This window comes from Sphingomonas qilianensis (assembly GCF_039614825.1).
GTDB lineage: Bacteria > Pseudomonadota > Alphaproteobacteria > Sphingomonadales > Sphingomonadaceae > Sphingomonas > Sphingomonas qilianensis.
The window spans coordinates 256946-281866 of the sequence record NZ_JBDIMF010000004.1 but is presented as its reverse complement, the minus strand read 5'-3'; the positions used below and the strand labels follow the sequence as shown (position 1 = coordinate 281866).

The window sequence follows — 24921 nt, the reverse complement described above, 5'->3', positions numbered from 1 at the left end:
GTCCACTGTGCCGGTCGCGTGGCGCAGGGAATCGAGCGTGTCGAAAGCCGCTGGGTGGACCCCGGACCAAGTCCGGGCTGACGGTTGGGGCTGGGGAAGCCTTACCCCTCGCGGATGACTTGCAGGAAGGCGTCGCCATAGGCGTCCAGCTTGCGCTGCCCGACGCCGGTAATCCGCCCCATCGCTGCCAGCGTGGATGGCTTCAGCGTCGCCATCTCGCGCAGCACCGAATCGTGGAAGATCACGTAGGGCGGCACGCTCGCCTCCGCGGCCAGCGCGCGGCGCTTGGCGCGCAATGCCTCGAACAGCGGATCGCCGCTCGGATTGGCCACCGTCCCCGCGCTGCTCCCGCGCCCACCGCGCGCGCGCCGTTCGCGCTTGGGCTGCAGGATCAGCGACACTTCCTCATGCTCTTTCAGAATGCCTCGCGCGCCCGGGCCGAATTCCAGCCCGCCGAAATCATTGGCGCGCAGTGCATCGCGCAGCAGCAGCGCGCGGATCACCGGCTTGAGCAGGGGAAGCTCGTCGCCCGAAACGATCCCCCACACGCCCAGCGCCTCATGTCCGTTCATCAGGCTGCGCTCGGTCGAAACACCGGTCAGCACCTGCTCGATATAGCCCATGCCGAAGCTCTGCCCGGTGCGGAACACGGCGGAGAGCACTTTCTTGGCCACTTCGGTGGCGTCCACCGCGCCCGGCGGGTTGAGGCAGTTATCGCAATTGCCGCAATTGTCCGGCGCGTCGTCGCCGAAATGCTTTAGCAGGATTTTCCGCCGACACCCCGGCGTCTCGACCAACGCGCCCAGCGCCTGCAGCCGCACGCGCTCGCCCTGCTGGCGTGCCGGCTCGACCTCGCCGATGCGTTGCCGGGCCTTGGCGAAATCCTCCGCGCCCCAGAACAGATGCGCCACTGCGGGATCGCCATCGCGCCCGGCGCGGCCCGTCTCCTGATAATAGGATTCGATCGATTTGGGCATCCCGGCATGCGCCACGAAGCGCACATCGGGCTTGTCGATGCCCATGCCGAACGCCACCGTGGCGCAGATCACCATATCCTCACTCGCGACGAAATCGGCCTGGTTGCGCGCGCGCATCTGCGGATCGAGCCCGGCATGATAGGCGCGCGTCGGCCGCCCGCTGCGCGCCAGCGCCTCGGCCATCTTCTCGGTGCCCGCGCGGCTCTGGCAATAGACGATCCCCGCGCCCGGCGTCTCGGCGATCAGATCGGCGATCTGCCGCGTGGTATTGTCCTTGGGCGTGATCGTGTAGCGGATATTGGGCCGGTCGAACCCGGCGACGATCATGCCCTCTCGTGGAATGCCGAGCTGATCGAGAATGTCGTCGCGCGTCACCTTGTCCGCCGTCGCGGTCAGCGCGAGCCGCGGCACATGCGGGAAATGATCGAGCAGCGGGCGCAGCAGCCGGTAATCGGGGCGGAAATCATGCCCCCATTCGGACACGCAATGCGCCTCGTCGATCGCGAACAACGCGAGCGGCGCCTGCGTCAGCAGCTCGCGAAACGCCATGTTAGAGGCGCGTTCAGGCGCGACATAGAGCAGATCGAGCTCGCCGCGCCGGAAGCGGGCGATCGTCTTCATCTGGTCGGTATCGACCGAGGTGAGCGTCGCCGCGCGGATGCCGACGGCGGTCGCCGCGCGCAGCTGATCGTGCATCAGCGCGATCAGCGGCGAGACGACCACGCAGGTCCCCTCCAGCACCACCGAGGGCAATTGATAGCAGAGCGATTTGCCCGCGCCCGTCGGCATCACCGCCAGCGTATTCTCGCCTGCCAGCACGCGCGTGACCACGCTTTCCTGCACCCCGCGAAAACCGGGGAAACCGAAGGTGGAGTGCAACAGGGGCAGGGGATCGCGCGGCATTGCTGCGGACCTAGGGCGTGCGGGCCCGTGCCGCAATGCCGACATCGATCCGCCATGATCGCCGGTAAGACTTCCCGTCTGAAACGAGGGGGATGATCATGATCAAGGCAGCATTGGCAATCGCGGCGATGGGTGTCCTGGCAGGCGAGACCGCACCGCTGGCGGAACGCATCGTCGCGGGCGATGCGATCATCCCCGTCACCCTGAATGGTCAGCCCGGCCACCTACGCGTTGATCCAGGTGCCCCCGGCGTGCCGCTGGTCAGTGCCGATTATGCTGGGCGCGCTGGGCTGAAGGGTGGCATGTTCAGCCTTGGTTACGGTGTCGGGCCGATCCGCGCGATGCAGTCGACCGCGGTGGCGAAGCTCGATGTCGGGCAGGGCGTGTTCAAGCGGCGCATTGGCTGGGGCAAGCTCGATTATGCGCCGATTGCCGACGGCACGATCGGCCCCGCCGATCTGCCCGAGCCAGTGGTTCGCTTCGTGCTGCGCGCGGCTGCGGCCGGCGAACGCACGGTGGCGCTGCCGATGATCGATGGCGGCGGCATGTTTGGTGGGTTTTTCGGGCTTTATGCACAGATTATGGTTGGCGGGCAGCCGATGCGCGTCCGCTTCGATCCCTATCACCCGCGCACGCTGGCCACTGCCGGCGCCGCGCTGCGGCTTGCCGCGGCGCAGGAGGGGAGGCTGAGCGGCGAGAGCGTGCCGACCGAAATCGTGTTCGGCATCCAGCGCCCGGTGCGCACGATGAATTTCGCGCGACCGCTGGAGCTTGGGCCCCTGTCGATCGCCACGCTCGGCGTGCGCACCAATGACGGCGGCAATGCCACCGGCATCGCCGAAGGCCCGCCCGAAAAAGCCGATCCCGATGAGGTCGTCGTCGTCGCCCGGGGCAAGGAGCGCGATCCCAATCACGATCGCCTGTCGCTTGGCGCGGACCAACTCGAGCGCTGCTCGCAGATCGTGTTCGACAAACCCGCGAAGCAGATCCGGCTGACCTGTCGATGACTGGCGGCCGAATGGTTGTGGTTATATTCCGCGCATGACCCAACCGCACGACGCCCCCGCGCAAAACCGCTTCGAGCTGGCCGAACAGGGCGAAACCGCCTTTGCCGCTTATACGGTGGCGGGCGACACGATCACCTTCACGCACACCATCGTGCCGCCCGCGCTGGAAGGGCAGGGGATTGCCAGCCGGCTGATCGGCTATGCGCTCGGCGAAGCGCGCGCGCGCGGGCTGAAGGTGCGCCCCGAGTGCAGCTTCGTCGCGGCCTATATCGAACGGCACCCCGAGACGCGGGACTTGCTGGCTTAAAGGCGGCAGTCCTGGCCGCCGATGGATCCCGGACGAAGTCCGGAAGTGAGGACCGATGGCGCGGCCCGCCTATTCCGCCGCCAGCGCGCCCTCCTCCTCGGCGCGTTCCTGCGCCTGGCGGTTCCACATTTCGGCATATAGCCCGTTCTGCCGCAGCAGCGCCGCATGGCTGCCACGCTCCACCACTTCGCCCGCCTCCAGCACGACGATCTCGTCGGCATGGACGATGGTCGAGAGCCGGTGCGCGATCACGATCGTGGTGCGCCCGCGCTCGATATCTTCCAGCGTCGCCTGGATCTCGCCCTCGGTGCGGCTGTCCAGCGCGCTGGTCGCCTCGTCGAGGATCAGGATCGGCGGGTTCTTGAGCAGCGTGCGCGCAATCGCCACGCGCTGTTTCTCGCCGCCCGACAGCTTCAGCCCGCGCTCGCCGACGCGTGTGTCATAGCCGTGCGACTGCCCCTCGATAAAGGTCGAGATCGCCGCGCCGCGCGCCGCCGCCTCGATTTCCGCGCGATCCGCGCCTTCGCGGCCATAGGCGATATTGTAGCCGATCGTGTCGTTGAACAGCACGGTATCCTGCGGCACGATGCCGATCGCCGCGCGCAGGCTGGCCTGCGTCACCTGCGCAATATCCTGCCCGTCGATGGTGATGCGCCCGCTCGTCAGATCGTAAAAGCGATACATCAGCCGCGCGAGCGTGCTCTTGCCCGCCCCCGATGGCCCGACCACTGCCAGCGTGTGCCCCGCCGGGACGTCGAGATCGATGCCCTTGAGGATCAGCCGATCTGCATCATAGCCGAAGCGCACGTCCTCGAAGCGCACATGCCCCGCACCGATCACCAGCGCCGGCGCGCCCGGCGCATCGCGAATCTCGGAGGGCGTATCGATCAGGTCGAACATGCTGCCCATATCGATCACGCCCTGGCGGATCGTGCGGTAAACCATGCCGAGCAGATCGAGCGGGCGAAACAGCTGCGCCAGCAGCGTGGAGACGAGCACGACATTGCCCGCAGTAAATTCGCCGCGCGCCCAGCCGAACACCACCAGCCCCATGCCGAACGCCATCATGATATTGGTGATCAGCGCCTGCCCGACGTTCAGCCACGCAAGCGAATTTTCCGATTTCACCGCCGCACCGGCATAGGCCGCCATCGCCGCATCATAGCGCCTGGCCTCGCGCTCCTCCGCGCCGAAATATTTCACCGTCTCGAAATTGAGCAGCGAATCGACCGCATGCGCGACGGCGCCGGTATCCAGATCGTTCATCCGCGTGCGCAAAGCGGCGCGCCAGTCGGTCACCCAGCGGGTAAAGGCGATATACACGACGACCATCGCCAGCGTGCCGGCAACCAGCCAGCCGCCGAATTTGGTACCGAAAATGCCGATCACCAGCGCCAGTTCAAGGATCGTCGGCGCGATATTGAACAGCAGGAAGTACAGCATCGTATCGATGCTCTTGGTGCCGCGCTCGACTACTTTGGTCACGGCACCGGTGCGCCGCTCGAGATGGAAGCGCAGCGACAGCTGGTGCAGATGGCGGAACACGTTGGCGGCCAGCCGCCGTGTCGCATCCTGCCCGACGCGCTCGAACACCGCGTTGCGCAGATTGTCGAACAGCACCGATCCGAACCGCGCCGTGGCATAGCCGACCACCAAAGCGACGATCAGCGTGGTGGCGGAGCGATCGCCGCGCGCCATGCCGTCCACCGCGCCCTGCAACGCAAACGGCGCGCCATAGACCTGCACCAGCTTGGACAGCACGACGAGCGTCATCGCACCGACGATGCGCAGGCGGAGCGCGGGCGCGTCCTTCGGCCACAGATAGGGCAGGAAACGCCGAAGCGTCGGCAGGAGCGGCCGGTCGGCGCTGGTGGGTTCGGTCAATGGGGGCACAGCCCCATGTAGGATCAGTCAAGCCCCCGGGAAAGCAATTCATGGAACAAGAACGCCGCTTCGTCGATTTTACGGATCGATACGGGAGACGCGGCATGGGTTCTTTTTTCTACGTCATGGCAATCATGGGCTGCGCGGATGGCAGCGCGCAATGTTCGGAAGCCCGTGTCGAGCAGGTGCGCTACACCTCGATCCAGCAATGCCAGGCGGCGATGCCCGGCGCGCTCCAGCGCAACAGCGATATCGATTATCCCGTGGTTACCGCCGCGTGCCGCGCCAATGGCGCGCAGATGGCGCAGGCTGAACAGGGCAAGCGCCGCGGCTGAGTTGCCCGAAACGGATCGACTGCTACACCGCGCTCGTCGCAGCTTCGCGACGGGGGCTTTTTGATGCGGTATGCACGGTGGATGCGGCGGATGCTCGGGATCGTGCTCGGCGCTGCGCTTGCCCTGGCCATCCTGGCGGGGATCGAGCGTATGGCGCACGGGCTTTATCCGGCAGCGTTCGATGCCGCCGCGCTCAGCCGCAGCATGGCGGCCGTGCCGCTTGCCGCGCAGCTGATCATCGCGTGCGCCTGGCTGGCCGCCGGCTTTGGCGGTCCCTGGCTGGCGTTGCGGGTCAGCGATTGGCGCTGGGCCGGCTGGATCATCGCGCTGCTGCTGATCACCGGCAACGTCCTCACCCTGACGGCGCTGGCGCATCCCTTATGGCTGCAGGCCGCCGCGATCGCGCTGCCGCTCGCCGGTGCCGGGCTCGCATGGCGTGCGCACCACAAGCCGTACAAGGGCGAACCGCTGCTGGGATGAATGCGACGTGCGTCACCCCAGCGCACGCTGGGGTCTCATGCGACCCCCGTCGTGCCGATGCCGCACGAGACCCCAGCGTGCGCTGGGGTGACGCACTCCGTCAGCGGTTCGGCCGCACCCAGGCAATATCACGTGGCGCTGGCGGATACAGCCGCGCTCGCCCGCGCGCCGCGCGCGCCGCGCGCGCGATGAACTTCACTTTCTGCCAGCCTGAGGTCGTCACGCGGTTATCCCACGCCCGCTCCCCCCGCTCCGCCACTTCGCGCCCGATCGCGCCATAAATCTCCGCCGCAGATAACACTGCCCAGGCCGAGCGAAACGACAATTTTGGTGTGCCGACCCGCGCGCTCGCCTCGAACGCGGCGGCGCGCTCCGCCAGCCGCCGCGCCAGCACCGCCAGCCGGGGGCGAAACGGCGGGCGCATATGCTGCCCCGGCGGGATATCCATCTCGACAAACCAGTCCTCGGGCACATAGGCGCGCCCGACGCGGTCATCCTCCTCGATATCGCGCGCGATATTGGCCAGCTGGAAGGCCATGCCGAGATCGCAGGCGCGATCCAGCGTCTCGCGGTCGTCCGGATCGACCCCCATCGCCACCGCCATCATGCATCCCACGACGCCGGCGACATGATAGCAATATTTGTACAGGTCGGCCTCCGTGCGCGGCCGCCAGTCGCGCGCGTCGAGCGCGAAGCCGGCGATCAGGTCGCGCGCGAAGGCATGTGGCATGCGTGTTTCGGCGGCGACGATGCGCAGCGCATCGAACGCCGGATCGCCCACCACCTGCCCGGCCAGCGCCGCCTCGGTCAGCGCGGTGATCCGCGCCAGCCGCTCCGGCGCATCGTGGATCACCGTCATGCCGTGGCCGTGATCCTGCCCGTCGGCGATATCGTCGCACGCGCGGCACCAGGCATAAAGCAGCCATGCCCGTTCGCGCGCCCGCCGATCGAACAGTGTCGACGCGGCGGCAAAGCTTTTCGAGCCGCGCGCGATGGATTGCTGCGCGGCGGCGACGATCGCTTCGCGCGAGGGCAGGGCGTCGCTCACCGAACGCTCAAAGGTCGCTGGCCTTCATCTTGGTGATGGTGTGCATCGGCTCATGCGCGGCCATCTGATCGAGCAGCCCGTCCAGCGCGGTATCGATGATCATCACGCCCTGGTGCTGCGGGCGCAGAAAGCCGACCGCGCCCATCGTGGCATAGAAGGCGATCAGATGATCGTAGTAGCCCGCCACGTTGAGCAGCCCGACCGGCTTGGCATGATAGCCGAGCTGCGCCCAGCTCAGCGCTTCCCACAATTCGTCCATCGTGCCGGTGCCGCCGGGCAGGTTGACGAAGCCGTCGCTGAGATCGGTAAACGCCTGCTTGCGCTGGTGCATCGTCTCGACGACGTGCAGTTCGGTGCAGCCCTGATGCGCTACTTCGAGATCGACCAGCGCCTGCGGGATGATGCCGATCACCTCGCCGCCGGCGTCGAGCGCGCTATCTGCCACAGCACCCATCAGCCCGAGCCGCCCGCCGCCATAGACCACCCCGATGCCGCGCTCGGCCAGCGTGCGCCCCACGTGGCGGGCGGAATCGATGTAAACAGGATCGGCCGGCGTTGCCGAACCGCAATAAATCGCCAAACGCTTCAAGTCTGTGTCTCCAGCATCAACGCCGCGGTTGCCTTGGCGCTGCCCACCACGCCGGGAATCCCCGCGCCCGGATGCGTGCCCGCGCCGACGAAATACAGGTTGGGAATATGATCGTCGCGATTGTGCACGCGGAACCACGCACTCTGCGTCAGGATCGGTTCGAGCGAAAACGCGCTGCCCAGATGCGCGTTCAGATCCTGCGCGAAATCCTTCGGCGTGTAGGAGAATTTCACCGTGATCCGCTCATGGATATCGGGGATCAGCCGCCGCCCGATCTCGTCGAGGATACGCTTTTCCAGCACCGGCGCGATCTCGTCCCAATCGACCGGGAATTTGCCCAGATGCGGCACCGGCGCCAGCGCATAGAAGCTCGAATGCCCCTCGGGCGCCAGGCTGGGATCGGTCACCGTCGGGTGGTGCAGATACAGCGAGAAATCTTCCGGCAGCACGCCGGTATCGTACAGATCGGCGAGCAATCCCTTGTAGCGCGGCCCGAACAGGATCGTGTGGTGCGGGATGCCGGGCCAGGTGCCCTTGATCCCGAAATGCACCACGAACAGCGATGGCGAGTAGCGCTTGCGCTCCAGCTTGGCCTTGGTGCGCTGGCCCGAACGGCTGGTCTTGAGCAGGTCCTTGTAGACGTGCATCACATCGCCGTTGCACGCTACCATGTCGGCGTTTCCGCTCCACCCGCTGGCGGTGGTCACGCCGGTCGCGCGGTCGCCGAGCGTCTCGATGCTCACCACCGCATCGTTCAGCATCAGTTTGCCGCCAAGCCGTTCGAACTGCGTCACCATCCCCGCGATCAGCTGGTTGGTGCCGCCCATCGCGAACCACACGCCGCCATCGCGTTCCAATTTGTGGATCAGCGCATAGATCGCGCTCGTCGTCATCGGATTGCCGCCCACCAGCAGCGTGTGGAACGACAGCGCCTGGCGCAGATGCTCGTCCTTCACGAAACTCGACACGATCGAATAGACCGAGCGCCACGCCTGATATTTGGCGAGCGCCGGTGCGGCCTTGATCATCGAGGCGAAATCGAGAAACGCGACATGGCCGAGCTTCTCATAGCCTTCCTTGAACACGCCCGCCGAATAGTCGAGGAACTTGGCATAGCCCGCGACATCGTCGGGATTGAGCTGCGCGATCTGCGTGTTCAGCAGCGCATCGTCATTGGTGTAATCGAACGTCACGCCATCGGGCCAGTTGAGCCGGTAGAACGGCTGCACCGGGGCCAGCGTCACGTCGTCGGCCATGTCGCGCCCGGTCAGCGCCCACAATTCCTGCAGGCAGGCGGGATCGGTGATCACGGTCGGCCCGGCATCGAACGTATAGCCGTCCTTCTCCCACACATAGGCCCGCCCGCCGGCCTTGTCGCGCGCCTCGATCAAGGTGGTTTCCACGCCGGCCGATTGCAGCCGGATGGCCAGCGCCAGCCCGCCAAAGCCGGCGCCGATGACGATTGCACTGCGCGGGTTCATGACGTTGCTCCGTGGGTTCCGGTGATCGCGCGGATCGCGCGGCCGATCGGTACCGGCGGCTTGCCGGTCAGTATGCGTGCCTTGTCGGCCATGGTCGATCGTCCGGCATAGAAACGGCCGATCAGGCGCGGATCGAGCCGGTAGAAGCGCTCCAGCACGCGGTAACGTTCCTCGGGATCGGCGGCGCGGAACAGCATCTTGTCGAGCATGCGATAGAAACCGCCCCGCCGCCATTGATCGCGCGCGAAGCCATGAGTCAGATCGTGCAGCGCCGCGCCGCCCAGATCGCCCGCGCCGGCGATCAGGCTGGCCGTGCGCACCGCATTGGGCAGCGAATAGCCGGTGGTCGGGTGAAACAGCCCGGCGCGCATCCCGGCCTTGGCCATGCCGGTGCCGCTGCTTGCCCAATAGGCCTCGAAATCGCCCCCCATCGTCACCGGCAGCACGCCCGCTTCCTCGCGCGCCGCCTGCTCGATCTGCCAGCCGCGGCCAGCGACATAATCGTGCACACGATCCGCCAGAACGCTGCGATCAAACTCCGGCGTATCGCTGTAATAGGTATCCTCGACGAACATCCGGGTCGCCGTCAGCGGCAGGCAATAGACGAAGCGATAGCCGTCCAGCTGGGGCACGGTGGCGTCCATCACCATTGGGCGGGGATCGTCATGCGGCACGCTCAGGCGGAATTCGCGGCCGAGAAACTTCTGCCAGCCACAGTCGAGCAGCGAGAGATCGCCCGGCCCGCGCGCGTCGATCACGGCCTTGGCGGCAACGCGGTCGCCATCCGCCAGCGTCACCTCGGTCGCGCTGACCTCGCCCACCATGCGGCCCAGCAGCAAGGCGTCGGCCGGCAAGGCGCTGCGCACCACCGCATCAAGGCGCTCGGATTCGATCGAATAATAGGCCGCGGCGATCTGCCGCGCGTGGCCCGGGAAAGCGATATCGTAATTGCGCCAGCCATAACTGATCAGCGGCGCGATGATCCAGCGATCGGCTTCATCCACGTCGCTGCCAAAGAACGACCAGACATGATTGCCCCCGATCGCCATCGCGGCATCGATCAGCCGCACATCGAGCAGGGGATGCCGTCGCTTGAGCGCCAGCGCCGCCAGCCCCCCTGCCAGCCCTGCGCCGACGATCGCGACATCGCAATGTAAGGTGCTCGCCATTGCTCTAGCGGGTACCCGATCTTGGGCGCGGCGCAAGGGGAAGGGTGCGGCCGCCGCGCAATAACATCATGCTGAACGCGTTTCAGGGCCAGGCTCGCGCAGTGGCCAAAAGGCCGCCGTCGCATAAGGCAGGCGGTCGCGCCTGGATGCTGAAACGAATTCAGAATGCTGTCGGATTGTGCCAGCACGCCAGATCAGCGCTAGGTCCCCGTGCCCCGCGACGCTATATCCCCCTCATGTCCATTGCGCTTGCCATCCTGCTCTCCGCCGCCGCGATGACGCTGATCGTCGGAATCCGCTATCTGATCGTCAGCGGCGCCTTCGCCGCGGCCACGCGCGCGCGCCACCCCGGGCTGTACCAGGGGCTCGACAAGCAGATGCGCCGCGAGATCGGCTGGAGCCTCGCCTCGGCGGCGATTTACGGCGTGCCCGCCGGCGTGCTCGCCTGGGGCTGGCAGCATCGCGGCTGGACTGAGGTGTATGCCGATGTCCATGCCTATCCGCTATGGTATCTCCCCGTCTCGGTGCTGCTGTATCTCTTCGCGCACGATACCTGGTTTTACTGGACGCATCGCTGGATGCACCGCCCGGGGCCGTTCAAGCTCGCCCATGCCGTGCATCATGCCAGTCGCCCGCCCACGGCCTGGGCGGCGATGGCCTTCCATCCGATCGAGGCGCTGACCGGCGCTGTGGCAATTCCGCTACTGGTGCTGCTGATTCCGATTCATGTCGCTGCGCTAGGGGTGGTGTTGACGGTGATGACGGTTATGGGGGTCACCAATCACATGGGTTGGGAGATTTTCCCGGCGGCGATGTGGCAGGGGCGGCTCGGCGGGTGGCTGATTACCGCCAGTCATCATCAGCGGCATCATGAGCGATATGGGTGCAATTATGGCCTTTATTTCCGATTTTGGGATCGGCTCTGCGGCACGGACCGCGGCATCGGTACGTTCAAGCCGCGCCCGCCTGCCGGTGATCGCCGCGGCGTCGGCGCTGCTGGTGTTGTTGCCGGGGGCGATGCCGGTCGCTGATCTGCATATCGATATCGCCAAATTGCGCTCTGCCAAGGGCATGGTGCGCATCTGCCTCACCGCCGATCCGAAGAATTTCCCCGCCTGTGTCGATGATGCGCGCGCGCTGACCCGCTCGGTGCCGGCCAGCGACACCGGCATCACCTTCGGCGCGCTGCCGCAGGGTGATTATGCGCTGGCCGTGATTCATGACGAGAACGGCAATAACAAGCTCGATACGATCGCCGGCATCCCGCGCGAGGGGTTCGGCTTCTCGCGCAATCCGGCAATCCTGTTCGGCGCGCCGCGCTTTGCCGCCGCCCGCTTCACCATGGCGAGTGATGCCGAAACACAACAGATCCGCATGAAGTATCTTTTCTGATGCGCCCATCGCGGAGCTAACGACGCCACGCGCGCGTTGCCCCGACAACACTATTTTTCATATCACCCGGAGTATACTTTTTGCGCCACACGATCCGCTGCTTGGCTTTCACTGCTGCTGCCCTCAGCACACTGCCCGCTGCCGCCCAGGACATCACCGCGCAATCCCCGCAACCACAGCCCGAAATCGTCACTGGCGGCGATAGCCTGACGGTTGCGGTCGGCGTTGCCACCTTGCCCGATTTCGAAGGCTCGGGCAGCAATCGCATCATCCCCGCCGGCCTGATCCGCGGCTCGGTGTCGGGGATCAATTTCTCCACCCGCGGCGCGCAATTGTTCGTCGATCTGGTGCCCAATGCCGCCGGCCCCGGCTATGATTTCCAGCTCGGCCCGGTGATCGGCGCCAATTTCGATCGCACCCGTCGCAAGACGATCGACAATGCCCGCGTCGCGGCGCTTGGCGAACGCGATACCGCGATCGAGGTCGGCGGTTATGTCGGTCTGGCGCGCACCGGCGTGATCACCTCGGATTACGATACGCTCGCCGCCAGCGTGTCGTACACGCAGGATATCAACAAGGCGCACAAGAGCTATCTGATCACGCCGCAGATCGATTACGGCACGCCGCTCAGCCGCAAGGCCTATGTCGGCTTGTCGGCCAACGCGATATATGTCGGCGGCGAATATGCCGATACCTATTACAGTGTCACGCCCGCCGGTTCGTTGCTCAGCACATTGCCGAGCTATAATGCCGGCAAGGGCTGGAAGAATTATTCGGTTACCGCCTTTGCCAGCTACGCGCTGACCGGCGATCTGCTGCACGGCCTGTCGCTGGTCGCGGGCGGCTCCTATTCGCGGCTGCTGGGCGATTTTGCCGAAAGCCCGATCGTGCGCATCGCCGGTGATCGCAATCAGCTGCTCGGCGCGGTGGGTCTCGCCTACACGTTCTGATCGCCCTTCATTGGTTCAGCCCGCGTACATTGTTGCGTCTTAATCCCTGTCCACGCGTATCTGGTTGACGTGTCCTGCCCGATCTTGGCAACAGCTGCCGCAGATCGGGCGGTGCGCGTCTCAAGGTTGCCTGGGATCGGCGGATCGGGGCGGCTGCGGCCGCAACGCTCCGCCGACGACAAGGGAGACAGACGGGATGACCGATACCAACCAGCAGCTGATCGCGGCGTTCGACGAGCGCGCCGAGCGACGCAACGAACGACGTGACTTTTTCAAGGCAGCGTTTGGTGCCGCGGCGATGGCCGGCGCGGGCGCTGCGGCGGTCTCGCTGGGATCGGTGGTCAATGCGCAGACCGCGCCGACCGACGCGGACATCCTGAATTTCGCGCTCAATCTCGAATATCTCGAAGCGCAATTCTATCTCTATGCCGTCAACGGCACGGGGCTTGCCGCCACGCTGACGGCGAGCGGTACGGGCACCGCTGGCGGCACCGTCACCGGCGGCGCGAAGGTCGATTTCTCGGGCGATGCGCTGGTCGCGGCCTATGCCAGGGAAATCGCGGCCGACGAACTGGCGCACGTCACGTTCCTGCGCAATCAGCTTGGCACGTCCGCGGTGGCGATGCCCAATATCAACATCAGCGGCGCGGCCGATGGCCCGTTCAATGCCGCCGCCACGGCCGCGGGGCTCACCGCGGGGGGCGCATTCAATCCCTATGCCTCGCCCGAGAATTTTCTGCTCGGCGCGTTCCTGTTCGAAGACGTCGGCGTCACTGCCTATAAGGGCGCGGCGCCGCTGCTCACCTCGTCAATCTATATCGAGGCCGCAGCGGGCATCCTCGCGGTCGAGGCCTATCATGCCGCCATCGTGCGCACCGCGCTCTATGCCAAGGGCATCGCCACGCCCTCCAAGATGCTGATCGAGGCGACCGAGGCGATTTCCAACGCGCGCGATTCGCTCGATGGCGCCCCCGCGCTCGATGCCGTGCGCGGCATCGGCCCCGATGGCGATCAGGGCATCCTGCCCAGCGGCACCGGCGTCAACACCATCGCCAACATCGCGCCGCTCAACGAAAACGGCCTCGCCTACAGCCGCACGCCGGGCCAGGTGCTCAACATCGTCTATCTCAAGGCGGGCACCAACACGGCCGGCGGCTTCTTCCCCAATGGTGTCAACGGCACGCTCAAGACGAGCGGATAAGCGCGCCTTCGCCCGCTTTTGCTGACATCTTTTTCCAGGGAATTTTCGACATGATCGATCACGATAACGTTCAAGAAATCCTCGCCGCGGTGGCTACGCGCCGTGATGCGCGCCGCCAGTTCCTCAAGGTCGCCGGCAGCGGCACCGCGGCGGTCGGCGGGCTCGCTCTGCTGTCCGCCTGCGGCGCCGGCGATGACAATAAAGTCACCCCGACCCCGACCCCCACGGCAACGCCCACCCCCACGCCGACCGCATCGGACAATACGGTGAATTTCGCGGTGCTCAATTTCGCGCTCAATCTCGAATATCTCGAGGCGCAATTCTACAGCTATGCCGTCACCGGCGCGGGCCTGGCGACCAGCCTGACCGCGGGCGGCGACGGCACCGCGCCGGGCACCGTCACCGGTGGCGCGCAGGTCAATTTTGCCGGCGATGCGCTGGTCGGCGCCTATGCCCGTGAGATTGCGCGCGATGAGGCGCAGCATGTCGCCTTCCTGCGCACCGTGCTCGGCAGCAGCGCGGTGGCGATGCCCAATCTGAACATTTCGGGTGATGCCAATGGCGCGTTCACCGCGGCGGCGCGCGCCGCCGGCGTGGTCGGCGCAGGGGATGTGTTCAATCCCTATGCCTCGCCCGAGGCGTTCCTGCTCGGCGCGTTCATCTTCGAGGATGTCGGCGTCTCGGCCTATAAGGGCGCGGCACCGCTGATCAGCAACAAGACCTATCTCGAGGCCGCCGCCGGCATCCTCGCCGCCGAGGCCTATCATGCCGGCCTCGTCCGCACCGCGCTCTACGCCAAGGGCATTGATGCGCTGCGCACCAATGCCAACAAGATCTCCGACGCGCGTGACAGCCTGGATGGCACCACCGGTGCGACGGCGGAGCGCGATCAGGGCATCACCAATACGGACGGCTCGGCCAATCTCGTCCCCGCCGATGCCAATGGCATCGCCTTCAGCCGCACGCCCTCGCAGGTGCTCAACATCGTCTATCTCAACACCGCGGCGAAAACCGCGGGGGCGACGTCGGGCGGCTTCTTCCCGAGCGGGCTCAACGGCACGTTCAAGGCGAGCAGCGCCAACGCCTGATCGCGCCTACCCGCGCGTGTGCAGGAAGGGCCGGGCGGCAACGCCCGGTCCTTTTTCGTTTGGCGTCATGCCCGCAACGGCATATGCAAGTCGCTTCCCCGGGGGGCTGCCGTGCCGCAGCTGAGAGGAAGGCAGGAGCCTTCGACCCGCTGAACCTGATCCGGCTGACACCGGCGGAGGGAGCGGAGGCAAGCTGGCCCGGCAAACGGGCATCTGCCGACACGGTCTCCGACACGCATAGGAGACCGACCATGGCCGACATCGACAGCATCATCGAGCGCGCGACCCCCGAGCCGACGATCGGCGTCACCACCGGCCCGATCCGCGGCTCGCGGAAAATCCACGTCGCCGTGCCCTCCAGCCCCGATGTCCGCGTCGCCATGCGTGAGATCGTGCTCGATCCCTCGTGCAGCGAACCCCCTTTGCGCGTCTACGACACGTCCGGCCCCTATACCGACCCCCGCGCGACGATCGACATCAATGCCGGCCTGCCGCCGATCCGCAGCGGCTGGATCGCTGCGCGCGGCGATGTCGAGAGCTATGACCCGCGCGAGGTCCGCCCCGAGGATAACGGCCAGCTCGGCCCCGATCGCTCGGGCGGCGTGCCGCAATTCCCCGCCGCGCACCGCCGCCCGCTACGCGCCAAGCCAGGGCATAATCTCAGCCAGATGCATTACGCGCGCCGCGGCATCATCACGCCCGAGATGGAATATGTCGCGACCCGCGAGAATCTCGGTCGCGCGATGCTCAAGGAATACAAGCGCGACGGCGAGAGCTTCGGCGCGTCGATCCCCGACTTCGTCACCCCCGAATTCGTCCGTGACGAGATCGCGCGCGGCCGCGCGATCATCCCCAACAACGTCAACCACCCCGAATCCGAACCGATGGCGATCGGCCGCAACTTCCTGGTCAAGATCAACGCCAATATCGGCAACTCGGCGGTCGCCAGCAACGTCGCCGCCGAAGTCGACAAGCTCGTCTGGTCGATCCGCTGGGGCGCCGACACCGTCATGGACCTGTCGACCGGCCGCAACATCCACGACACCCGCGAATGGATCATCCGCAACTCGCCCGTCCCGATCGGCACCGTGCCGATCTACCAGGCGCTGGAGAAGGTAGGAGGCGTCGCCGAGGACCTGACCTGGGAAATCTTCCGCGACACGCTGATCGAGCAGGCCGAGCAGGGCGTCGACTATTTCACGATCCACGCCGGCGTCCGCCTCGCCTATGTGCCGATGGCGGCCAAGCGCGTCACCGGCATCGTCAGCCGCGGCGGGTCGATCATGGCCAAATGGTGCCTCAGCCATCACAAGGAATCGTTCCTCTACGAACGCTTCGACGAGATCACCGAGATCATGAAGGCGTACGACATCGCTTATTCGCTCGGCGACGGCCTGCGCCCCGGCAGCATCGCCGACGCGAACGACGAAGCGCAGTTCAGCGAGCTCTACACCTTGGGCGAACTCACCCACCGCGCGTGGAAGAGCGACGTCCAGGTGATGATCGAAGGCCCCGGCCACGTGCCGATGCACAAGATCAAGGAGAATATGGACAAGCAGCTCGAAGTCTGCGGCGAGGCGCCCTTCTACACGCTCGGACCGCTCACCACCGACATCGCGCCCGGCTACGATCACATCACCAGCGGCATCGGCGCGGCGATGATCGGCTGGTACGGCACCGCGATGCTTTGCTACGTCACGCCCAAGGAGCATCTCGGCCTCCCCGACCGCGACGACGTGAAAGTCGGCGTGGTAACCTACAAACTCGCCGCCCACGCCGCCGATCTCGCCAAGGGTCACCCCGCCGCGCAGATGCGCGACGACGCACTCAGCCGCGCGCGCTTCGAGTTCCGCTGGCGCGACCAGTTCAACCTGTCGCTCGATCCCGACACGGCGGAACAGTATCACGACCAGACGCTCCCGGCCGAAGGCGCCAAGACCGCGCATTTCTGCTCGATGTGCGGCCCCAAATTCTGCTCGATGCAGATCAGCCAGGAAGTCCGCGACTTCGCGGCGAAGCAGAATCAGGGCATCGAAGGCTTCATCGCCGCTGGCCCGACCGGTGCGGAAACCGCGGCGGCGAGCAAGGCCGCGGCGATCGCCGGGATGGAAGAGATGAGCCGGGTGTTCAAGGAGACGGGGAGCGAATTGTATATGGGGGCTGGACCACGGGAGCGGGATTAGAAAATATCTACCTTAAAATCCCATGACTGGATACAGCCTCGTTAATTAGGCGCACGAAATCGACGGGATCATTAAAATAGTTTCGATAAGCACTTCGTACCTGACCAGGGTTATCCGCCCGAACGTAAACAGCATTTAAGCTATCAGAGTTACTTTCGAGCTCGGACGCTTTATCGATCGCATCTGCCGGACTAGAAAATGTCAATATTTCTAGTCCGATACTTCCCTCAGCGTCACGAACGACGTTAAGAACATTGTGACGCTTGATTTTATCGAATCCGCCAGAAGCTTTAAGAGCATGAAGTCTTTGAAGAATGCCTAATTGCTTTTCAAGTTTATCAAATTCTATGCAAAGCTCTTCAGTTTCCCGCCCTGTCATAGCGTTCGAGACGCCTTCATGGTGGCGGGCCAATATTTCGCTAGCTAGAGCGAAGAACTTTACACGGTCCGTATCGTCCAGATCGAATTTTGTTTTTTGCCCATCGACGATGTCAGAAATCTCTAACGCCGTAGCCCAAGCATGTTGAACACGGGTTCTATATTGTACTTCCACTAGCAACCCATGCCACGGTTCGACGCGTCACTTCCGCGCCTGTGCGCACGGGGATAATGAGCATAGATGTCATGGATACCTCGATATCCGCTCGCCTTAGGGTGACTTATGTAATCATACTTCGCTCGATCATGTTTCAGTTTGTGAGCAACGTGTTCCATGGACTGGGATGAGTGAACGTAGTCTCGGAATTGGGTTAAGTCTTCTAAGGTGTCAAAAATGAGGCGACACCCAGCAAAATCTTGCATGCTCGTTACATCGGACATCAGAGGGCGGCCGTCAGGATGCCGGCGAGTGATTTTGTCAATCACCGTGCTTCGCCGTTTTAATCTTTGAGCAAACTCAATGGAAGCGTTAAATTTTTCTACTCTTCTCTTAAAGAAAATCTGAAAGGTATTGATAACATAACCGTGCGCGGCTCGCCACTGATCAACGACCTGAATGTTTTCGTCGCTCTCTTCTCCATCGGCGATCGCTTTGCCTGCCCGATTCACTTCTCGTTTCGATGCCGGGGGCGGGGGATATGTCGACATGTATGGCATCCGATTAGAACCCTGTTTTAATCTACATTGATGACTTCCAGCGTTCGGGCAACATGTAATAAGTTATGCTCTGTCTGTCGCTTCCACAACTGCTTGAGGCTCCCGCCACCAATTCAGGTGATTATGCTTTCCTAATAATGATAGCGGCATTGCGCCACCTGCAGCGTCTGCGCGTCCCCGCTGCCCGTCACGCGATACACCAGCCGGTGCTCCTGGCTGATCCGCCGCGACCACCAGCCTGACAGATTGCCGCCGAGCGGCTCCGGCTTGCCGGTGCCCTTGAACGGATGGCGGCGGCATTCCTCGATCAGCGCGTGGAGCTTGTCGAGCGTCTTCGCGTCATGGTCCTGCCAATGGCGGTAATCGTCCCACGCCGTCGGCCAGAACGCCACGTTCACGGGAACGGAATAGCCTCTGCTTCACGCGCTTCAAACCCGCGCACCGCCTCCAGCAGCCGCTCGGCATTCTTGGGCGAGCGCAGCAGATACAGCGTTTCCTCGATCGACGCCCATTCGCTCGCCGAAACCAGCACCGCGCCTTCGCCGCGCTGCCGCGTAATGGCCAGCGGCGCCCGATCCGCGACGACCTTGTCGATCATCGATTTCAGATTCTCGCGCGCTTCGGAATAGGAGACTGCCTGCATCTGGGTATCTTGGACAAAACCCTGTCCAATGTCAAGATATTGGTCGGCGGCTCTCCTGTGATGACAGCGTAAACGGAGCAATCCTGAGGGATGCCCAATGGGCGCACCCCGCCCGCAAAATGTCCAACAATCGCTCAGCCTCATCTGTCCTACACGCGGCGTTTCTGATCCAAACTATCGGATGACCGACTCATCCGCTCCCCCCGCCCGCGCTGCCTCCGGTCCACCGGCCCCCGCACCCCCGTCCCCGTCGCGCCGCGCGCATTGGACCCCGGCCAAGCAGCGCATCTTCCTCGCCGCCCTGCTGGAGTGCGGCTGCGTCGCAGAGGCGGCGCGCGCCGCGGGCATGTCGCCGTCCAGCGCGCATCGCTTGCGCGCGCGGCTCGGCGGCGCGCCGTTCGTAAGGGCATGGGATCAGGCGCTGGCGGTGCATGCCCGTCGCCTCGCCGATCCGTTCGCGCCGGCGCGCATCGCGCCCGCCGCGTCGCCGTCGCGGTCATGACGCGCGGCTGGCGCGTCGGACGCGCGTGGGGCGCACGTCGCGGGCGCTTCCCCGGCGCGTCGGCGGCAACACCGCGTCAGCGCCTCAACATTGTCAACATTCGCGGCGTTCAGCGCGCCTCGGCGAGCAGTTTTGCGGCGGCGGCGCTGGTCCAGTCCATCCCGCCGCTCATCCGCCACACTTCCTTGCCCGACGAATCGTACAGGATGCTGGTCGGCAGGCTGGCCTGATAAGCCACGCTCAGCCCCACGCCGGGATCGAGATAGCGCTTGATGTTCTTCAGCCCGGCCTTGGCGAAGAATGGATCGACCTTCGCCGCGCCCGCCAGATCCTGGCTCACCGCGACGACCTGCATGCGCTCGGCCACGCGGTCCAGCGTCGGCATCTCGGCCACGCACGGCGCGCACCAAGTGGCCCACAGATTGACCAGCACGGGCTTGCCGGCAAAGGCGGCGATGCTGGTCGGTTTGCCGTCCGGCCCCTGGAATTTCAGCATCGACGCGGTCTCGCCCTGATGGCTGCGGTCGAGCGTGCCGGTCGCCTCGGCGCTGGCATTGCTCGCCGGGGCCGGCGCCACGACGGTGGCGTTTGCTTGCCCCGCCGCCTGGTCTTGCTTATCGCACCCGGCAAGGGCCCCCAATATTACTGTAGGCGGCAGCAGGAGCGATACGATCGTCGAGCGGAAAGACATGAACGCATCCAATGCGATGTGGGGCGGGCGCTTTGCCGAAGGCCCGGCGGCGGTGATGCGCGAGATAAATGCCTCGATCCCGTTCGACAAGCGCTTGTGGCGGCAGGATATCGCCGGCTCCAGGGCGCATGCCTCGATGCTGGGCGCGCAGGGCATCATCGCGCCCGAGGATGCCGCGACGATTCTCGCCGGGCTCGATCAGGTCGCGGCGGACTATGCGGCCAATGGCGTGGCCGAGGATCTCACGCTCGAAGACATTCATATGCAGAGCGAGTCGAAGCTCGCCGCGCTGATCGGCCCGGTCGCCGGCCGGCTGCACACCGCGCGCTCGCGCAACGATCAGGTGGCGACCGATTTCCGCCTGTGGGTGCGCGATGCGATCGATCAGGCCGATGCCGCGCTCGCCGCGTTCCAGCAGGCGTTGCTGACCCGCGCGGAGGAACATGCCGACAGCGTCATGCCCGGCTTCACGCATCTGCAGAGCGCGCAGCCGGTGACGCTGGGGCATCATCTGATGGCCTATCACGAGATGACCGCGCGCGATCGCGCGCGCTTCGCCGATGCCCGCGCCCGCGCCAATCTGTGCCCCCTGGGCTCGGCCGCGCTCGCCGGCACCGGTTTCCCGATCGACCGCGCCGCCACCGCCGCGGCCCTGGGTTTCGACGGCCCGACGCGCAATTCCTTGGACGGCGTCAGCGACCGTGATTTCGCGCTCGAATATCTCACCGCCGCGGCGCAGACCGCCTTGCATCTCAGCCGCCTGGCCGAGGAGTTTATCCTTTGGGCATCGCAGCCGTTCGGCTTCGTCGCGCTGTCCGATCAATGGTCGACCGGCAGCTCGATCATGCCGCAAAAGCGCAATCCCGATGCCGCCGAGCTGGTGCGCGGGCATAGCGGGCGCATCATCGGCTGCCTCACCGCGTTGATGATCACCATGAAGGGCCTGCCGCTCGCGTATTCGAAGGACATGCAGGACGATAAGCCGCCGGTGTTCGAGGCGCATGATCTGCTGGGCCTTAGCATCGCGGCGATGACCGGGATGGTCGAGAGCGCGACGTTCCGCACGCCCCGGATGCGCGCCGCGGCCGAGGCGGGCTATGCCACCGCCACCGATCTCGCCGATTGGCTGGTGCGCGAAGGCGGCATCCCGTTCCGCGAGGCGCATCACATCACCGGCAGCGCGGTCAAGCGCGCGGAAGAGCTGGGCGTGGCGCTGGATCAATTGTCGCTCGCCGATCTGCAGGCGATCGATGCGCGGATCGATGATCGGGTATATGGCGTGCTCAGCGTCGATGCCTCGGTCGCCAGCCGTACCAGTTTCGGTGGCACCGCGCCGGTGCGCGTGCGCGCCGCGATCGCCGCGGCACGAGGAGAAGTATGATGCGATACGCTCTGCTGTTGGCCGCGCTGGCGTTGGGCGGGTGCGGCGCGACGGGGCTTACCCCCGCGCCGGGCAAACAATTGCCGGTCGCGCCTTATGGTGCCACGGCCAAGCCGACCCCGGCGCAATTGCTCACCCCGAGCAACCAGGCACGCCCCGATCGCAGCGATGAATTGCTCACCCGCTCGCAGGATCGCCGCAGCGATGAATTCAGCCTGCCGCCACAATGACGAGAAACTGATGGATCATTTCACTGCTGTCGATGGCGCGCTCCATTGCGAGGGCGTCAGCCTGGAGACGATCGCGCAAGAGGTCGGCACGCCGGTCTATGTCTATTCCACCGCCACGTTGCGGCGGCATGCGCGGGTGTTTCGCGAGGGGCTGGCCGGGGCAGGGCGGGTGCATCTCGCCTTCGCCATCAAGGCCAATCCCAATCTCGCCGTGCTGCGCGTGCTGGCGCAGGAGGGCTATGGCGCCGATGTCGTCTCCGGCGGCGAAATGGCGCGTGCGCTGGCCGCGGGCATTCCGGCCAGCGAGATCGTCTTTTCCGGCGTCGGCAAGACGCGCAAGGAATTGTCCGCCGCGCTCGATGCCGGGATCGGCCAGTTCAATCTCGAGCTCGAGGAAGAGGGCGAGGTGCTCGGCGCCATGGCGCACGCCCGCGGGCTGCGCGCGCCGGCCACGCTGCGCGTCAATCCCGATGTCGATGCCGGCACGCACGCCAAGATCTCCACCGGGCGCAAGGAAAACAAGTTCGGCGTCGATATCGATCGCGCGGTCGAGATGTATGGCCGGCTCGCCGAGCAGGACGGCCTCAGCATGCGCGGCGTGGCGATCCATATCGGCAGCCAGTTGTTCGATCTGGCGCCTTTGGAAGCGGCGTTCGAGCGGGTCGGCGCGCTGGTCGCCGAGCTGCGCCGGTTCGGCCATTTCATCAGCCGCGTCGATCTTGGCGGTGGCCTAGGCGTGCCGTACAAGCCGGGTGATATGCCGCCCAGCCCCGCCGACTATGGCGCGATGGTCGCGCGCGTGACCAAGGATTGGGACGTGGAGCTCATGTTTGAGCCCGGCCGCCTGCTCACCGCCAATGCCGGCGCGTTGCTGACGGAAGTGATCTGGGTCAAGCCCGGCGCGATCAATCCCTATGTGATCGTCGATGCCGCGATGAACGATCTGGCGCGCCCCGCCATGTACGATGCGTGGCACGATTTCGCCGCGGTGCGCCCGAGCGGGGAGCGGATGACCGCCAATATCGCCGGCCCGGTGTGCGAAAGCGGCGATACCTTCGCCATGGGGCGCGAGATCGATCGGGTGTCGTCGGGCGATCTGGCGATCTTCCGCTCCGCCGGGGCGTATGGCGCGACGATGGCCAGCACGTATAACAGCCGCGCGCTGGTGCCCGAGGTGCTGGTCGATGGCGATCGTTATGCCGTGGTCGCCGATCGCATCCTGCCGGAGACGATCTTCGCCGCCGAACGCGTGCCCGATTGGCTGCGCGCATGAGCTGGCACAGCCTGCCGCTGTTCGTGCGGCTGGCGGGCCGCCCGGTGATCCTGCTTGGCGAGGGCGAACCGGCGGATGCCAAGCGCCGCCTGCTCGAACGCGCCGGTGCCTTGGTGTCGGGTGAGGAAGCACCGGCGGCGCTCGCCGTGGTGGCGATCGAGGACGAGGGCGAAGCGGTGGCGGCGGTGATGCGGCTGCGCGCGCGCGGCGTGCTGATCAACGCGGTCGATCGGCCCGATCTGTGCGATTTCACGCTGCCGGCGATCGTCGATCGTGATCCCGTGCTGGTGGCGATCGGCACGGGCGGCGTCTCCGCCGGATTGGCCGCGGCCTTGCGCCAGCGGCTCGAGACGATCCTGCCCGCCGGCATCGGTGCCTTGGCCAACGGCCTGTTCGCTGTGCGCAGCGCGATCAAGACGCGGTACCCGGATGGCGGGGATCGCCGCCGGGCGCTGGGCGCCGCCTTTGCCCCCGGCGGCGCGCTTGATCCTTTGGTCGAGGGCGGCGCGGTGGAGCACTGGCTGGCGGGCGCGGCAGCGGTGGCGGGCGAGCTGGTCACGATCACGCTGACTTCGGCCGATCCCGATGATCTGACGCTGCGGCAAGCGCGCCTGCTGGGCCAGGCGGATCGCATCTTCCACCGTGCCGATGTGCCGGTGGCGATCCTCGATCGGGCGCGGGCGGATGCCATCCGCATACCCTGCCCGGCGGCGCCGGCCGCCGCGGGCACCGGACTGTCGCTCGATATGCTGTTCGATCCGTCGGGGCGGCGCTAGCCCCGCCGGGCCTTGCCCAGCGACCAGGCGATCACTGCCACGGGCAGCAGCATCGCCAGCCCGGCCGCGATATCGTAGCCGCCGTCGCCCAGCAGCCCGATCACCAGCCCCGCCAGCGTCACCAGCGCGAGGAGCAGGGGGATGCCGAAAACCGCGCCACGCCGGCGCTGCCGCGCGATCATGCCGTGCGTACCGGCTCGCCGCCACGGCGCAGTTCCCGCAACCGGGCATCGATCGAGCTGCGCCGTTTGCCCAGCCACAGATACAGGCCACTGCCCAGCACGACGATCGCGGCGAGATCGAGCAACGCCCAGAGGATCTTGAGCGGCAGCCCGGCATAATCGCCGAAATGCAGCGGCTGTGACAGTCGCAGCGCCAGCATGTACCACGGCATCGTCCGCATCGCGCTGAACGCGCCGCTTTGCGCATCGATCAAGGCGGGGGTCAGGATCTGCCGCGTCGCCGGCGTCGCGCCGTGCAGCCAGACGGCATAATGGTGTTCCGTGGTAAAGCGCACCCCCGGAAAGGCGATGAACTGCGGCGTCGTGCCGGGGGCCTGGCGCACGGCCGTCGCCACGGCATTGTCGAGCGAGCTGAAGCGCGCCGGCGGTAGCGGCTCCTTGCCCGCATAAGCGCCGGCCAGCGACGCCAGCTGATCCTTGCGCCAGACATCGACCAAGGGCGCAGACAGCGTGTTGATCACCCCGGTCAGCGCGACAATGCTCAGCCACATCAGCGTGACGATGCCCAGCATATTGTGCAGGTCGAGCCATTTGAGGCGCCGGCTGCGCCGCGTGCGCACCGTGCCGAAATTCAGCCGCTTCATGAACGGTGCGTAGACCACCACGCCCGAGACGATCGCCGCGAAGAACAGGACACCCATAAAGCCGAGGAACAGCTCGCCGGGCAGGCCCAGGAAGAGATCGACGTGCAGCCGCAGGATGAAGCCCATCACGCCGGCATCCTCGTTCAGATCCTCGATCTTCCGCGCGGTGCGCCGGTCGATCGCGGTGATATGCATCTCGTCCAGCCCGGAAAGCGCGCGCGGCCCGGTCGTCACGTTCACCACCGGGCGATCGTCGTCGAAGCTCAGGAATAGCGGGCGTTCGCCCGGATAGAGCCGTGTCGCCGTGCGCACCATGGTGTCGAGCGGCAGCAGCGGCGTGTCGGCCGCCATTGCCGGCAGCGTCGGGGGCGTCGTCGCCGCATCGATCTCGTCGTGAAAGATCAGCGGCAGCCCGGTGACGCACAGCATCAGCGCGAAAAGCGTGCAGGCCAGGCTGGTCCATCGATGGATCAGATACCAGATCTTGATCGTGCGGTTGGTCATGCGGCG

Annotated in this window: 28 protein-coding genes and 1 riboswitch; of the genes, 15 read left to right on the top strand and 13 right to left on the bottom strand. The window is 65.7% G+C overall.

Annotated features, from left to right (window positions below; all coding sequences use genetic code 11):
• Positions 1-101: 101 nt before the first annotated feature.
• The gene (gene recQ / locus ABC969_RS11455) at positions 102-1880 is read right to left on the bottom strand and encodes a DNA helicase RecQ (RefSeq protein ID WP_345865076.1); all 1779 of its coding nucleotides are present in this window, start codon (positions 1878-1880) and stop codon (positions 102-104) included.
• Between the two features lie 98 nt (positions 1881-1978).
• Between recQ and ABC969_RS11450 the strand changes: the two genes are divergently transcribed.
• Both ABC969_RS11450 and ABC969_RS11445 read left to right on the top strand, forming a co-directional pair.
• Positions 1979-2887 carry a hypothetical protein gene (locus ABC969_RS11450; RefSeq protein WP_345865074.1) on the top strand — a complete coding sequence of 303 codons (909 nt, stop codon included), beginning with the start codon at positions 1979-1981 and terminating at the stop codon, positions 2885-2887.
• A gap of 34 nt (positions 2888-2921) precedes the next feature.
• Positions 2922-3194, top strand: a complete 273-nt coding sequence (locus tag ABC969_RS11445; protein WP_345865072.1) for a GNAT family N-acetyltransferase — start codon at positions 2922-2924, stop codon at positions 3192-3194.
• Between the two features lie 69 nt (positions 3195-3263).
• On the opposite strand, the gene ABC969_RS11440 is transcribed toward ABC969_RS11445, so the two are convergent.
• Positions 3264-5087, bottom strand: a complete 1824-nt coding sequence (locus ABC969_RS11440) for an ABCB family ABC transporter ATP-binding protein/permease (protein WP_345865070.1) — start codon at positions 5085-5087, stop codon at positions 3264-3266.
• Between the two features lie 95 nt (positions 5088-5182).
• Here ABC969_RS11440 and ABC969_RS11435 point away from each other — a divergent pair, with 95 nt between their 5' ends.
• Entirely contained in the window at positions 5183-5413 is a 231-nt protein-coding gene (locus ABC969_RS11435; RefSeq protein WP_345865068.1) for a hypothetical protein, read from the top strand.
• Positions 5414-5494: 81 nt separating this feature from the next.
• Complete coding sequence (locus ABC969_RS11430; RefSeq protein ID WP_345865067.1) at positions 5495-5893, top strand: hypothetical protein; 399 nt, start codon at positions 5495-5497, stop codon at positions 5891-5893.
• A 100-nt stretch (positions 5894-5993) separates the two neighbouring features.
• Here the strand turns inward: ABC969_RS11430 and ABC969_RS11425 are convergent, their stop codons facing one another.
• The 4 genes from ABC969_RS11425 to crtY are packed head-to-tail and all read right to left on the bottom strand — an operon-like array spanning position 5994 to position 10180.
• The gene (locus tag ABC969_RS11425) at positions 5994-6941 is read right to left on the bottom strand and encodes a phytoene/squalene synthase family protein (RefSeq protein ID WP_345865065.1); all 948 of its coding nucleotides are present in this window, start codon (positions 6939-6941) and stop codon (positions 5994-5996) included.
• Positions 6942-6948: 7 nt separating this feature from the next.
• Positions 6949-7530 (bottom strand): LOG family protein, encoded by a 582-nt coding sequence (locus tag ABC969_RS11420; RefSeq protein WP_345865063.1) that lies wholly within the window; start codon positions 7528-7530, stop codon positions 6949-6951.
• Positions 7527-9011: a phytoene desaturase gene (locus ABC969_RS11415; protein ID WP_345865061.1), complete on the bottom strand. Its 1485-nt coding sequence runs from the start codon at positions 9009-9011 to the stop codon at positions 7527-7529. Before ABC969_RS11415 ends, ABC969_RS11420 begins: the two co-directional genes overlap by 4 nt.
• Positions 9008-10180 carry a lycopene beta-cyclase CrtY gene (gene crtY, locus ABC969_RS11410; protein WP_345865059.1) on the bottom strand — a complete coding sequence of 391 codons (1173 nt, stop codon included), beginning with the start codon at positions 10178-10180 and terminating at the stop codon, positions 9008-9010. Before crtY ends, ABC969_RS11415 begins: the two co-directional genes overlap by 4 nt.
• A gap of 236 nt (positions 10181-10416) precedes the next feature.
• On the opposite strand from crtY, the gene ABC969_RS11405 reads away from it, so the two are divergent.
• The 6 genes from ABC969_RS11405 to thiC all read left to right on the top strand — a co-directional run bounded on the left by ABC969_RS11405 (position 10417) and on the right by thiC (position 16994).
• The gene (locus ABC969_RS11405) at positions 10417-11211 is read left to right on the top strand and encodes a sterol desaturase family protein (protein ID WP_345865057.1); all 795 of its coding nucleotides are present in this window, start codon (positions 10417-10419) and stop codon (positions 11209-11211) included.
• The gene (locus tag ABC969_RS11400) at positions 11198-11572 is read left to right on the top strand and encodes a DUF2141 domain-containing protein (protein WP_345865055.1); all 375 of its coding nucleotides are present in this window, start codon (positions 11198-11200) and stop codon (positions 11570-11572) included. The genes ABC969_RS11405 and ABC969_RS11400 overlap by 14 nt, the downstream gene beginning before the upstream one ends.
• 101 nt (positions 11573-11673) lie before the next feature.
• Positions 11674-12522 (top strand): MipA/OmpV family protein, encoded by an 849-nt coding sequence (locus ABC969_RS11395; RefSeq protein WP_345865054.1) that lies wholly within the window; start codon positions 11674-11676, stop codon positions 12520-12522.
• A 196-nt stretch (positions 12523-12718) separates the two neighbouring features.
• A complete protein-coding gene (locus ABC969_RS11390; protein WP_345865052.1) occupies positions 12719-13723 on the top strand; it encodes a ferritin-like domain-containing protein in 1005 nt (334 codons plus the stop codon).
• Between the two features lie 50 nt (positions 13724-13773).
• Positions 13774-14811, top strand: a complete 1038-nt coding sequence (locus tag ABC969_RS11385) for a ferritin-like domain-containing protein (protein WP_345865050.1) — start codon at positions 13774-13776, stop codon at positions 14809-14811.
• A gap of 89 nt (positions 14812-14900) precedes the next feature.
• Positions 14901-15010, top strand: a riboswitch (TPP riboswitch).
• A 52-nt stretch (positions 15011-15062) separates the two neighbouring features.
• Positions 15063-16994 (top strand): phosphomethylpyrimidine synthase ThiC, encoded by a 1932-nt coding sequence (thiC, locus tag ABC969_RS11380; RefSeq protein WP_345865048.1) that lies wholly within the window; start codon positions 15063-15065, stop codon positions 16992-16994.
• A 7-nt stretch (positions 16995-17001) separates the two neighbouring features.
• Here thiC and ABC969_RS11375 read toward each other — a convergent pair whose 3' ends face one another.
• From ABC969_RS11375 to ABC969_RS11365, 4 genes are all read right to left on the bottom strand, one after another.
• A complete protein-coding gene (locus ABC969_RS11375) occupies positions 17002-17547 on the bottom strand; it encodes a hypothetical protein (RefSeq protein WP_345865047.1) in 546 nt (181 codons plus the stop codon).
• On the bottom strand, positions 17547-18080 hold the full coding sequence (locus tag ABC969_RS16510) for a RelA/SpoT domain-containing protein (RefSeq protein WP_427916131.1): 534 nt from the start codon (positions 18078-18080) through the stop codon (positions 17547-17549). The genes ABC969_RS11375 and ABC969_RS16510 overlap by 1 nt, the downstream gene beginning before the upstream one ends.
• A gap of 140 nt (positions 18081-18220) precedes the next feature.
• On the bottom strand, positions 18221-18487 hold the full coding sequence (locus ABC969_RS11370; RefSeq protein WP_345865045.1) for a Txe/YoeB family addiction module toxin: 267 nt from the start codon (positions 18485-18487) through the stop codon (positions 18221-18223).
• Positions 18484-18732 carry a type II toxin-antitoxin system Phd/YefM family antitoxin gene (locus tag ABC969_RS11365; RefSeq protein WP_345865043.1) on the bottom strand — a complete coding sequence of 83 codons (249 nt, stop codon included), beginning with the start codon at positions 18730-18732 and terminating at the stop codon, positions 18484-18486. The genes ABC969_RS11370 and ABC969_RS11365 overlap by 4 nt, the downstream gene beginning before the upstream one ends.
• Before the next feature lie 181 nt (positions 18733-18913).
• Between ABC969_RS11365 and ABC969_RS11360 the strand changes: the two genes are divergently transcribed.
• Positions 18914-19234 (top strand): terminase small subunit, encoded by a 321-nt coding sequence (locus tag ABC969_RS11360; protein WP_345865041.1) that lies wholly within the window; start codon positions 18914-18916, stop codon positions 19232-19234.
• Positions 19235-19343: 109 nt separating this feature from the next.
• Here ABC969_RS11360 and ABC969_RS11355 read toward each other — a convergent pair whose 3' ends face one another.
• Positions 19344-19925 carry a TlpA family protein disulfide reductase gene (locus ABC969_RS11355; RefSeq protein WP_345865039.1) on the bottom strand — a complete coding sequence of 194 codons (582 nt, stop codon included), beginning with the start codon at positions 19923-19925 and terminating at the stop codon, positions 19344-19346.
• Between the two features lie 16 nt (positions 19926-19941).
• Between ABC969_RS11355 and argH the strand changes: the two genes are divergently transcribed.
• From argH to ABC969_RS11335, 4 genes are read left to right on the top strand one after another with little or no spacing between them, the layout of a single operon-like run.
• Positions 19942-21306, top strand: coding sequence for an argininosuccinate lyase (argH, locus tag ABC969_RS11350; protein ID WP_380808944.1), 1365 nt, complete (start codon positions 19942-19944; stop codon positions 21304-21306).
• Complete coding sequence (locus ABC969_RS11345; protein WP_380808304.1) at positions 21303-21536, top strand: hypothetical protein; 234 nt, start codon at positions 21303-21305, stop codon at positions 21534-21536. Before argH ends, ABC969_RS11345 begins: the two co-directional genes overlap by 4 nt.
• 10 nt (positions 21537-21546) lie before the next feature.
• Entirely contained in the window at positions 21547-22809 is a 1263-nt protein-coding gene (gene lysA, locus ABC969_RS11340; protein ID WP_345865037.1) for a diaminopimelate decarboxylase, read from the top strand.
• Entirely contained in the window at positions 22806-23585 is a 780-nt protein-coding gene (locus ABC969_RS11335; protein ID WP_345865036.1) for a precorrin-2 dehydrogenase/sirohydrochlorin ferrochelatase family protein, read from the top strand. Before lysA ends, ABC969_RS11335 begins: the two co-directional genes overlap by 4 nt.
• Here ABC969_RS11335 and ABC969_RS11330 read toward each other — a convergent pair.
• Positions 23582-23767: a hypothetical protein gene (locus tag ABC969_RS11330; RefSeq protein ID WP_345865034.1), complete on the bottom strand. Its 186-nt coding sequence runs from the start codon at positions 23765-23767 to the stop codon at positions 23582-23584. The two genes, ABC969_RS11335 and ABC969_RS11330, sit on opposite strands and share 4 nt — an antisense overlap.
• Positions 23764-24915: a PepSY-associated TM helix domain-containing protein gene (locus tag ABC969_RS11325; RefSeq protein WP_345865033.1), complete on the bottom strand. Its 1152-nt coding sequence runs from the start codon at positions 24913-24915 to the stop codon at positions 23764-23766. Before ABC969_RS11325 ends, ABC969_RS11330 begins: the two co-directional genes overlap by 4 nt.
• Between the last annotated feature and the right edge of the window lie 6 nt (positions 24916-24921).